Origin of the sequence: Alishewanella sp. BS5-314 (assembly GCF_025377695.1) — a bacterium.
GTDB classification, from domain to species: domain Bacteria; phylum Pseudomonadota; class Gammaproteobacteria; order Enterobacterales; family Alteromonadaceae; genus Alishewanella; species Alishewanella aestuarii.
In genome coordinates this window covers 862,707-874,280 of record NZ_JACEHJ010000001.1, presented here as the reverse complement: position 1 = coordinate 874,280, position 11,574 = coordinate 862,707, and the positions used below count along the sequence as shown (strand labels likewise).

The following is an 11,574-nucleotide window of genomic DNA, read 5'->3' as shown; positions in this document are numbered from 1 at the left end:
ATAAGCAGAGTATGGCAGAACACAGCACAACCGCCAAACCAACACTGGTACTGTTACATGGCTGGGGCTTAAATCAGGGCGTTTGGTCCGAAGTCCAGCAACAACTGGCTGGCGATTTTCAGGTCTTGGCGTTGGATCTGCCCGGTTTTGGCCTGAGCCGACAGTTTCCGCCTGCTTACCGTCTGGATGAGGTGCTGTCCCAGCTTGCTGCGCAGCTGCCAGAGCAAAGTTATCTTTGTGGTTGGTCGCTGGGCGGTTTGCTGGCCATTGCGTTGGCCGCGACCTATCCGGACAAGGTTAAGCAACTGGCGCTGGTGGCTGCGACGCCGAAATTTCTGGCGACAGATGACTGGCCCGGGATGCGCGCCGAAGTGATGCAGCAGTTTGCCAGTGCCCTGAGCCAGAATTTGCCGCAAACGATTCAGCGTTTTCTGGCGATCCAGGCGCTGGGCTCAGAGCATGCCAAGCAGGATATTCTGAAGTTACGCGACAGTATTGCCCACTTTCCGGAGGCACAACCCCAGGCCGTAGTGCAGGCGTTAACCCTGCTGGCAGACACTGACCTGAGACAACAGTTTGCCGCGCTAACTCAACCGGTAGTGGGCTGTTATGGCCGGCTTGATTCGCTGGTACCAGTGGCAGTGCTGCCTTTGTTACAGCAATTGCAGCCTGCGGCAAAACTGACGGTACTGGCCAAAGCCTCGCATGCACCCTTTATTTCTCATCCGGGCGAGTTCTGTCAGTGGCTGCGTAGCGCACTGCAATAAAATACTTAGTGGGCAGAAGCGGTTAGTGCTTATGATAGCCTTTGCTTTCTTTTTTGCCGAAACTGTTCGATAATTAAGCAGTCTAACAGCAAGTGAATAAAGAGGGCTTGGTTATGCAAATTCAGTCTGCCTTTAGTGCCGGCATGCAAGGTTTGCAGCGCGCGTCCAATGTGATTAGCGAAGAAACGCTGAATATCAACCGACAGACAACCCAGAGCCGGCAACAGGACCAGCAGGTAGCGGCTGCTGATGCACAGCAGACGGCTAATCCGACGCCTACTAATGCTGCAGCCGAGCCGAACCGTGCCGCCGGCACCGATACCACTCAATCACTGGTGCGTCTGGAACAACAGGAATTGCTGGCTCAGGCCAATGTCCGGAGTTTGCGCACAGCCGATGAAATGCTCGGTAATATTATTGATATCCGGGTCTGATTGCGATGCAAATCACCTCCTATTACCCCAACGTCAGCATTAACACCGCGAATCCGGCCACGGAGCAGGCGCGGCGTGATATGCAGCGGCGTGAGCCGATTGAGCCGGTAAAGGAGTTGGAAAAAGGTGCCGCTGAGCGGCCGCTGGCGACAGATGATCGGCAACGTGGTGCTGCGAATAGTAGCGCGAATGTTACGCTGTATGATGCCAATGGTAAGGAAACCGAGACGCAGCAAGCGATAACAGGTGAGCAGGGTGAGCGCGGCGAGCAGGAAGAAAAGCAAGAGTCCGGGCAACAGTCGGAACAAGAACAACAACAGCAACAGGCCGAGCAGCGGGAAATTCGCGAACTGCAGGCGCGTGATCAGGAAGTCCGGGCACATGAGCAGGCCCATGCCATTGTCGGTGGCCGTTACGCCAGCGCGCCCAGTTACGACTATCAACAAGGCCCTGACGGTAAACGCTATGCCGTAGGTGGCGAGGTGCAAATTGATCTGGCACCGGTACCGGGTGATCCGGCAGCGACGGTTCAGAAAATGCAGCAGGTCAAGGCGGCGGCATTGGCACCGGCCGAACCCTCAGCAGCTGACCGCAGTATCGCGGCGGAAGCTGGCCAACGCCTGTTGCAAGCTCAGGCCGAGCTTATCGCCGAGAAGGCGCCGCTCGCTAATGCCGCAGCCAGTGATAGCAGCACGACTGAGGAAGGTTCTACAGCAGCTGAGTCACAGCTTACCCAGGCTGATGCAGCCGATATTGTTTTACCACAACGTGAACGACTGGAATGGCAGGCACTTATGGCCAGACGCAGCCAGGTGATTGAAAATTTCTATCAGCTGGCAACTGAACCGGCACAGCGGCCATTACGGCAGCAGGTTTAATCTGCTCGCAGCCGCCGCAATTCCGGTTTTTCCTGCGAATATTTACCCTACTTTTTAAATTTCGCTAAGGCAGCCGCTAACGCATTACCCATTGCTGCGTTGCCTTGTTCCTGTTTTGGCGTCTGGCTGGCTTTATTGCTGCCCGAGCTGCGCTCTGGCCGACCCTTACCAGCAGTCGAAACATTACTGTCGCCGTTGCTGCGGGCCTGTTCATCCATCCGCATGGTCAGGGCGATGCGTTTTCTGGCCTGATCGACTTCCAATACTTTCACTTTAACAATATCGCCGGCTTTGACCACCTGATGCGGATCGCTGACAAACTTATCGGCCAGCGAGGAGATATGGACCAGGCCATCCTGATGCACGCCGATATCAACAAAGGCACCAAAGTTAGTGACGTTAGTAACCACCCCTTCCAGCAACATGCCGGGTTTGAGATCGGCCAGGGTTTCCACCCCGTCTTTAAAGTTGGCCATCTGGAATTCCGGCCGTGGATCGCGACCGGGCTTGTCCAGCTCTTTTAGAATGTCGGCGATAGTCAGTAAGCCAAAATGGTCATCGACAAATTGCCGGGCATCGATTTGTTTCAGGAAGCTGCTGTTGCCAATCAGCTGCTCGACACTTTTCTGATGCGCGGCAACAATTTTCTCGACCAGTGGGTAGGCTTCGGGGTGCACGCCTGAGGCATCCAGTGGGTTAGTGCCGTTATTAATGCGTAAAAAGCCGGCGGCCTGTTCATAGGCTTTCGGCCCCAGACGCGGCACCTTTAACAACTGGCTGCGGCTGGTAAAGCGGCCATGTTGATCGCGATACTGCACAATATTTTGTGCCAGCGTTTTGTTCAGGCCTGCCACCCGGGCCAGTAATGCCGCTGAAGCGGTATTCAAATCGACGCCGACGGCGTTTACGCAGTCTTCTACTACCGCATCCAGCGATTTGGTTAATAGGCTCTGGTTCACATCATGCTGATACTGGCCAACGCCAATGGCTTTAGGTTCAATTTTTACCAGCTCGGCCAATGGATCCTGTAAGCGGCGACCAATCGAGACGGCGCCCCGCAAGGATACATCAAGCTGCGGAAATTCCAGCGCCGCCAACTCCGATGCCGAATATACCGAGGCGCCGGCTTCGGACACCATTACCTTGCTGATCCGCTGACCGGGCAGCGTCTTAATCACCTCAGCAGCCAGTTTATCGGTCTCCCGCGATGCGGTACCATTACCCACGGCAATCAGCTCAATCTGGTAGGCCTTGCACAAGGCCGACAGGACCTGAACGGATTTATCCCATTGATTCTGGGGCGCATGCGGGTAGATGGTGGTGTGATTTAACAGCTTGCCGGTTTCATCAATGGCCGTGACCTTTACACCGGTACGCAGTCCCGGGTCCAGCGCCAGAGTCGGGCGCATGCCGGCTGGCGCCGCCATCAGCAAATCTTTCAGGTTACGGGCGAATACCCTGATCGCCTCGGCCTCTGCCCGTTCCCGCAGTTCGCTCAATAAATCATTTTCCAGATGCAGCTGTAGTTTTACCTTCCAGGTCCACTGTACAACGGTGCGCAGGAAGGCATCAGCCGGCCGGTCCAACTGCCGGATCTGAAATTGCTCAGCGACCATTTGTTCACAGACGGCGTGTGGTTGTTCACTCAGTTCAGGCAGTAACTGCAAGTTAAGTATGCCTTCGTTGCGCCCCCGGAACATGGCCAGCGCCCGGTGCGAAGGCACCTGTTTCAGCGCTTCGCTGTGTTCGAAGTAGTCGCTGAACTTGGCACCTTCCTGCTCCTTGCCGGCAACAACCCGGCTTTGCAGCACGGCATGCTGACTCAGATGGGCGCGCAAACGGGCCAGCAAGTCAGCGTCTTCGGCGAATTGCTCCATCAGAATATATTTGGCGCCTTCTAATACGGCTTTGACATCGGCATAACCGGCCTCAGCGTTAAGATAGGCGAGGGCTTCCTGTTCCGGTTGCCGTGTTGGTTCTGAGAGCAGCAGCAGAGCCAGTGGCTGAATCCCGGCTTCAATCGCCAACTGGCCCTTAGTCCGTCTTTTGGTTTTGTAGGGCAAATACAAATCTTCGAGCCGGGTTTTATTATCTGCGGCGCGAATTTGTTGTTCCAGTTCGGCGGTGAGTTTGCCCTGCTCGGCGATGGTGTTTAAGATCACCTGGCGCCGCTCTTCCAGTTCTCGCAAATAGCTCAGGCGCTGATCCAGGGTACGCAGCTGGGTGTCATCCAGGGCGCCGGTGACCTCTTTCCGGTAACGGGCAATAAAAGGCACTGTTGCGCCTTCATCCAGCAAGGCGATGGCGGCGGCAACCTGCTCCGGGCGGGCGGCGATTTCAGTAGCAATTTGATTAATCAGCATAGACATAACACTAAATTCCTGTAACGGTTTGGCGCAGCGATTGAGCTTAAAGCCTTAACTAGGCTGGGTTGGCTGCGGATAGTCGATAGCCACAATGTACCAGTCTTTCGGACCATTTGGGGTGGAAACCGTGGCCACATCATCGACCTGTTTTTTCAGTAAGGCGCGGGCCATAGGGGCGTCGATCGAGATATAGTCTTTGCGGCCGTAGATTTCATCCGGGCCGACAATGCGAAATTTCAGGCTATTGCCAGCATCATCTTCCAATTCGACCCAGGCGCCAAAGAACACCCGGCCGGCTTGCTGTGGTGAGTAATCGACAATAGTCAGCTCCTCCAGCCGTTTGCGTAAAAAGCGCAGCCGACTGTCAATTTGCCGAAGTAATCTCTTATTGTAGGTGTAGTCGGCATTCTCCGAACGATCGCCAAGGCTGGCAGCCCAGCTGACAATACGGGTGATCTCCGGGCGTTTTTTGAACCAGAGCTCATCATGTTCGGCTTTGAGCTGTTGATAGCCTTCGCGGGTAATTAGCAAGGTTTTACTGCTGGTGCGTTTCACCTGTTATGACATTCCCTTCTTACAGCACTGGCGCTGATTATCAGCCATAGTGCGGCAGAGCGTAAAGCTTTTTAGCCAGTTGCGGCCCTTTGCTGGTTAAATTTCGACCAGCCTGGTTTGGCAATCTCAGCCGTGCTGGCTAGGCTTAAAATGCAATAACCTGTAACAGGAGAGGTGTAAATGAAAGTGCGCCAAAAAATTGCCATCGTCGCGTCCTTGCTGCTGTTAGCTGGCTGCAGCTCGACGCCGGTGCAGACTGCCCGTAGTCAGCTTGATCAGGATTATATTAATCAGGTCGAAGCCGCAGCGAAGAAAAACAGTCTCAGCCCCAGGATTTACTGGGTTAACCCGCCCATGAAAAAGGACGCGGGCCAACAGTAATTTGTCGCCCTGCCGGGCAGACAAACTTTGTAACATAGTTTATGCCGTCTGGCCGATGCAAAGACGGCATTTTCGTTTATAGTGACCTGAAAAGCATCAGAAATAAGGATAGGGTAGTGGTCACTGAAACAACCAAGATTCTGGTAGTCGACGATGATTTGCGACTACGCTCTTTGCTGGAGCGCTACCTGGTGGAACAAGGCTATCAGGTACGTAGCGTGGCGAACTTCGAACAAATGCAACGTTTGATGGAACGCGAACACTTTCATTTGCTGGTGCTGGATTTGATGTTACCCGGTGAAGACGGTTTGTCGATCTGTCGCAAGTTGCGCCAGCAGGAAAACGAAATCCCGATCATTATGTTAACGGCAAAGGGTGACGAGGTAGATCGGATTATCGGCCTGGAAATGGGGGCTGATGATTATTTGCCTAAGCCCTTTAACCCAAGAGAGTTGTTAGCAAGGATCCGCGCGGTATTGCGGCGCAAAACCAAGGAGGTGCCGGGCGCGCCCAGTCAGGCCGAAGGTATTGTTGAATTTGGTCCCTACCGTTTTAACCTGGCGACCCGGGAAATGTTTAAAGGTGAGCAACAACTCCCCCTGACCAGTGGTGAATACGCCGTATTAAAGGTGTTAGTCAGCCACCCCCGCGAACCCTTATCACGCGATAAGCTGATGAATCAGGCCCGCGGCCGCGACTATTCCGCGATGGAGCGCAGCATTGATGTGCAGGTATCGCGTTTACGCCGGATGTTGGAAGACGATGCTGCTAATCCGCGTTACATTCAAACGGTATGGGGTTTGGGCTATGTTTTTGTGCCGGACGGTAGTCTGAACGGATGAGATTTTTCCCGCGCAGCGCTTTCGGGCAAACGGTATTCCTGATTGGCATCATGCTGTTAATTAATCAGGTGGTGTCTTACCTGTCAGTCGCTTTTTATGTGATTAAACCCAGCACCCAGCAAATCAGTCATCTGGTCGCCAAACAGGTCCGGTTGGCATTGCCAGCGACAGCCACCAATCCTGAGTTACAACAGGCTATAGCGGCACATTTTCAGCAAGCGACACAGGTGCGGGTATTTGACGAGCAGCAAGCTTTACGAGAGGGACTGGCCGAGGCCAGTTATTACGGGTACTTCTCACAACAACTGTCGGATGAGCTGCAGCAGCAAGCCGAGGTCCGAATTTCACAAACCGATAGTTTTATCTTCTGGGTCAGACCAGATCTTGAGCAGGACCTGTGGGTCAGGGTGCCGCTGGCCGGGCTGGACGAAGCCAGTTTTCCGTTGCTCACTTTTTATTTGCTGATGATTGGCGCCTTAAGTGTGCTGGGTGGCTGGACGCTGGCCCGACATCTGAACCGGCCGCTACAGAAGTTACAGCAGGCGGCACTGCAGGTTGGGCGCGGTGAATTTCCGCCGCCGTTATCAGAGCAGGAGGGGGCCACTGAGATCCTGGCGGTAACCAAGGCCTTTAACTATATGGCACAGGGGATCCGGCAACTGGAGGAAGACCGGGCCTTACTGATGGCCGGGGTGTCGCATGATTTGCGTACACCGTTAACCCGTATCCGGCTGGCATCGGAGATGATGAGCGAGTCGGATGCCTGGATCCGCGATGGCATCATTAACGATATTGAGGATATGAATGCCATTATCGATCAGTTTATTGATTATCTGCGGCACCATAAGCAGGAAGAGCCACAACTGCTGGATTTAAATGAGCTGGTCCGCGATCTGGTGCAGGCGGAACAGGTGCAGCAGCGTCAGATCCTAACTTACCTTGATCCGGCTTTGCCCTTAGTAGCTTTACGTCGTTTGGCAATGAAACGCATGCTGAATAACTTGCTGGAAAATGCCTTACGCTACAGTGAAGGTGATATCGAAATTAGCACTGGCTATGAGCGGGCAGCGAAATGGCTTTATCTGGAAGTGCGGGATCACGGCCCTGGTATTCCGGAGCATAAGATGCAGGCGATGTTTAGTCCCTTTGTCCAGGGGGATGAAGCCCGGGGTAGTGGCGGTTCTGGTTTGGGGCTGGCCATTATTAAGAAAATCGTTGCCATGCATCATGGCGAAGTACGTCTGCATAATCATGCCAAAGGGGGGTTGGTGGTGACAGTCAGCCTGCCGCTGAAGTCGCCACAATAGCCCGCATAACCTTCATTTGACTATGGAGCTGTAAAATATCAATTACAGTATCTCACGGAAAAGTGTCATTATTTTTTACATTAATCCATTTTTTTAGCATTGCATCCATCCAAAGCTGTGGTAAAAACAGGTAAAGAGAGATGATCTCTTATGGGCGCAGACTCTCACTGTGCCCCTGGTTGCTTTGTCATTTTGGCAAAGTTTTCACCAGCCACCGGGTAACTAAATAAAATATCTCGCCCGGTATAACAATAATAATCTGGAAGGAGTAATACCTTGGGAAAAATGAATAAAACCCTGCTGGCAACAGCTGTCGGCTTGGCTATTTCCGGGTCTGCGGTAGCCGGCATCGAGCAATTCAGAACAGCACATGGCCAAAGTGTGCACGAAATCTTTAATAACCAAACGGCAGTTAGCCTACATGCTGAAACTGAGCAACCGAGTGCCTGGTTAATCCTGCTAAATGCCCCGGCGTCCAGTGACGCCTTGCAAGGCTCGCGCTTTGATCAACAGTTGGCGGCACAGTATCAGCTGACTGCAGAACAAATTCAGCAGGAAGTGACGTTTCAACTGCACAGCGTCGATCCGGATGCTGAAATCTTACTGGCGACCAAACATCTGGCAGCTGGTTTGGTGGTGAACGCCTCTACTGAAGCTCTGGCCGAGATGCGTAAGCACAGCGCAGTACAGAATATTTTGCCTATCTATGATAGTAAGCCGATGGTGGTTGACAGCGCCGAGTACATCCGGGCGCTGCAAACGGTGCAATCTGGCAAAGCGACCGGTGAAGGGATCCGGGTTGCTATTCTGGACTCCGGTGTGGATTATACCCATGCCTTATTGGGTGGTCCTGGCACCACGGCTGCTTACAATGCAGCGTTAAGTGACCAGGTTAATGCACCAGCCTGGCCAGTTGGTCAGATTATCGGTGGCTACGACTTTTTGCGGAATGACCCTAATCCTATCGACGATGTCCGTCTGGCTGGTGCCGGCCATGGTACTTCTGTGGCACATTCGGTATCTGGCATTGCACCAAAAGTAGCTTTTTATGCCTATACCGTTTGTACTAATACCTGTCCGGGTGTCGCTCAGCTAAGAGCATTAGAAGCCTCAATGGACCCGAACGGCGATGGCAATATGGAAGATCGGGTCGATATTATCAATATGTCACTTGGTGGCCAATTTGGCTCAACCCAAGCAGTTAGTGGTACTCAGTTCTTAATTCAGCGTGCCGTAAAACTGGGGACAAATCTGGTTATCTCGGCAGGTAACGACGGTAATGTGCCATTCCGGGTTGGCGGTCCTAGTACCACACCTAACGCACTTTCTGTGGGCGCTATGACACACCCGAAAGCTGCGGTTGGAGTCTTTGAAGCTGCGGTAATAGATGGTGCGACGGCAGTGATGACAGCTTCTGCCTTTAATCGAACTCTGGATTTTGCTTTTAGTTCTGCCAACACACCACTGGTGGTGGTGCCGGGCGAATATACGGCCTGTAATGCGCTGCCTGCCGAGGTTGATTTAACCGGTAAGACAGTGTTGGTATCGCGTGGTGTCTGCGCCTTTGCCGACAAAGTTAAGGTTGCACAAGAGCGTGGCGCTGCCTTTGTGATTATTGCGAATAGTAATCCGGGTGAGGCGCCGATCGTAGCGGGTGGTGATGATCCAGCGGTAACGATTCCGTCAGTAATGATTACCAAAGAAGTGGGCGATGCTATCAAAGCCAAGTTGGAAGCTGGCGAAACAGTTAGCTACGATATTCGTTCCGTTGGCAAATCTGGTGCCGGTGCTATTGCTAACTTTACGTCACGCGGTCCATCGATGGATGGTTTGCTGAAGCCGGAAATTACTGCACCGGGGGTCGCGATCCAGGTTGCCCGCTTAGGTACAGGTACCGGCACTGCTCCGGTTAATGGTACCTCGTTCTCTGGCCCAATTACCGCTGGTGCTGTTGCGCTGCTGCGCGGTGCCTTACCTGAGCGCAATGCGCTGGAAATTAAAGCCACGCTAATGAATACGGCGAATCTGACGGTGCACCGTGAACCGGTGGGTATCAATCCGGATGCTAAATTAGCATCAATCAGCCAGATTGGTGCAGGTTTGGTGGATGTCGAGAAAGCCGTTAACTCGCCGGTCGCAGCCTGGGTGAATGACGCGCGCTTCGATACCGCACAGGCGGCGTTATCTTTTGGTTTACAGTCGCTGGATAAACCAAGCAGCATGACCAAACGGGTCACGTTGAAAAACTTCAGTAACACCAATAAAACCTATAACCTGCGGATCCAGGATCGCTATGCTGATAAATCGGCGACAGGGGCGTTAAGCTGGAGTTTCCCGGCTGCGGTAACGGTTCCAGCCAAACAAACCATAGAATTTGACGTCACACTAACGGTTGATCCGGCCAGGTTACCTGACTTTGTGTTAACCAACGGTGTCTTCTACTCTGCTTTGCAAGCTGCGGCTCAGATGGACAAGGTTGAATTTGATGGTGCCCTGATTTTTAATGACCCCAGCACAGCAACTGATCATGATCTGCATCTGGTGTACCACCTGATCCCGAAAGCCGTTGGCAAACTGGCGCTATCGGGCGAGCTGGTCGATGGCAAGGTTGCCACGAAAATCACCAATACCGGCGTGATCCCGGTTGAGCCTTTTGCCTCCACTCTGGTTGCCACCTCGGCGGCTAACCCGGCCATCAATCCAATACATGATATCCGGGCCATTACTTTTGATGTAGCGCCGGCAAGCGCCTGTAGTTCAGGTTATGCTTTATATCCAACTTTCCATCTGGCAGAAGGGGTAACTCACCTACTGCAGGGTAACTACGCGCTGGATCTGGATATCAACAATGATGGTGTCTTTAACTACACCATGAATACCCTGTTGTTAACCCGTCTTGGTACTACCTATGCACAAAGCCCCGGGGTAATGGTTTCGTTTAATACGCTGTACAACACCACCAACGGATTCCTCGGTGATGTATTGCATTTTGCCGGTAGTAAGCAGATCACGCTGGAAGCCTGTTTTAACCATGTTGGTCTAACGGCGGCAGATCTGGGCCGTACCATTAATGCGCGGTTCCGGACTAATCCAGATTCCTTCTCATTAAGCTACAGTCAGGCTCAAACAGCCGATCAGCTAACGGCTCAGGTGACGTTAACCCCGTCACCTGCTGTGACCTTTAGTTCGTCGCTGGCGCCGGCAGAAGGCCCAGCGGCAGCAACCTCAGTTACCGTTAGTGAGCTGGCACCGGGTGAGTCGGCCTATCTGCAGCGACCTGCCGGCGATAACCGCAGCTTTGTGCTGTTGTCGACTCAGGCCGATGCCGCAGCAGTTGCAAACTATGCGGCGCCTTTAGCGCAGCCCGTGCTGGCTGGTAGCAAAACTTTCAGTGTCAATGAAAATACAGCTACTGGTACCGTCGTTGGTCAGTTACAAGCAGAGAGTGATTTCCGCACTGCGGTGACTGAGTTTGTCGTTCTGGGCAGCTCGTCGGCGGCACTGTCTATCAACAGCGATGGCCGTATTGTGGTCGCTAATCAGACAGCTCTGGATTACGAAGCGGGTCTGACACAGGTGAGCTTTGAAGTGGCAGTATTGGATAGTGCGGGTCAGGTTTCAGCACCGGCAACAGTGACGGTGGAAGTGGTTAATATCCCGGATACGCCACCTGTCATCACCGCTGCTGTGACATTGAGTTCACTGCCATCTGGTACTGCAGCCGGTACTGTGGTCGGTACTGCTACGGTGCAGGTAAGGGAAGCCGGCGCGACACTGACTGGCGTAACATCCAGCAATCCGCTTTTTGCAGTGCAAAATGGTCAGATCGTGCTTACCCGCGCACCAGTGAAAGCAGATGCCGGAACCCAAAGTCTGACCTTGACTGCGCGCGATTCTGCCGGATTACAGTCAACAGCCACAGCTCAGGTGACTATCACCCATAAATCGGGTGGTAGTGCGGGCTGGTTGGGGCTGTTACTGTTGCCGTTACTGTGGTTACGGCGCCGGGTTAAGGTCTGAACGCAAATCTGAAGTTGTTAAACT

At 53.2% G+C, this 11,574-nt stretch carries 9 protein-coding genes; 7 read left to right on the top strand and 2 right to left on the bottom strand.

What is annotated here, in order from left to right:
- Positions 1–11: 11 nt before the first annotated feature.
- The 3 genes from bioH to H1D31_RS04075 all read left to right on the top strand — a co-directional run bounded on the left by bioH (position 12) and on the right by H1D31_RS04075 (position 2,079).
- Positions 12–767 carry a pimeloyl-ACP methyl ester esterase BioH gene (gene bioH / locus H1D31_RS04085; protein ID WP_261256277.1) on the top strand — a complete coding sequence of 252 codons (756 nt, stop codon included), beginning with the start codon at positions 12–14 and terminating at the stop codon, positions 765–767.
- Positions 768–880: 113 nt separating this feature from the next.
- Complete coding sequence (locus tag H1D31_RS04080; protein WP_261256275.1) at positions 881–1,201, top strand: hypothetical protein; 321 nt, start codon at positions 881–883, stop codon at positions 1,199–1,201.
- Positions 1,202–1,206: 5 nt separating this feature from the next.
- A complete protein-coding gene (locus H1D31_RS04075) occupies positions 1,207–2,079 on the top strand; it encodes a putative metalloprotease CJM1_0395 family protein (RefSeq protein ID WP_008609679.1) in 873 nt (290 codons plus the stop codon).
- A 47-nt stretch (positions 2,080–2,126) separates the two neighbouring features.
- Here H1D31_RS04075 and H1D31_RS04070 read toward each other — a convergent pair whose 3' ends face one another.
- Together H1D31_RS04070 and greB are read right to left on the bottom strand one after the other, a co-directional pair.
- Positions 2,127–4,448, bottom strand: a complete 2,322-nt coding sequence (locus tag H1D31_RS04070) for a Tex family protein (protein WP_261256272.1) — start codon at positions 4,446–4,448, stop codon at positions 2,127–2,129.
- A 48-nt stretch (positions 4,449–4,496) separates the two neighbouring features.
- A complete protein-coding gene (greB, locus tag H1D31_RS04065) occupies positions 4,497–5,000 on the bottom strand; it encodes a transcription elongation factor GreB (protein ID WP_261256270.1) in 504 nt (167 codons plus the stop codon).
- A gap of 180 nt (positions 5,001–5,180) precedes the next feature.
- Between greB and H1D31_RS04060 the strand changes: the two genes are divergently transcribed.
- The 4 genes from H1D31_RS04060 (at position 5,181) to H1D31_RS04045 (ending at position 11,550) form a co-directional block, all read left to right on the top strand.
- On the top strand, positions 5,181–5,381 hold the full coding sequence (locus tag H1D31_RS04060) for a hypothetical protein (RefSeq protein ID WP_008609676.1): 201 nt from the start codon (positions 5,181–5,183) through the stop codon (positions 5,379–5,381).
- A gap of 116 nt (positions 5,382–5,497) precedes the next feature.
- Positions 5,498–6,223 carry a two-component system response regulator OmpR gene (gene ompR, locus H1D31_RS04055; RefSeq protein ID WP_008609675.1) on the top strand — a complete coding sequence of 242 codons (726 nt, stop codon included), beginning with the start codon at positions 5,498–5,500 and terminating at the stop codon, positions 6,221–6,223.
- Positions 6,220–7,530, top strand: coding sequence for a two-component system sensor histidine kinase EnvZ (envZ, locus tag H1D31_RS04050; protein ID WP_008609674.1), 1,311 nt, complete (start codon positions 6,220–6,222; stop codon positions 7,528–7,530). Before ompR ends, envZ begins: the two co-directional genes overlap by 4 nt.
- A 285-nt stretch (positions 7,531–7,815) precedes the next feature.
- Complete coding sequence (locus H1D31_RS04045; protein ID WP_261256438.1) at positions 7,816–11,550, top strand: S8 family serine peptidase; 3,735 nt, start codon at positions 7,816–7,818, stop codon at positions 11,548–11,550.
- Positions 11,551–11,574 lie beyond the last annotated feature (24 nt).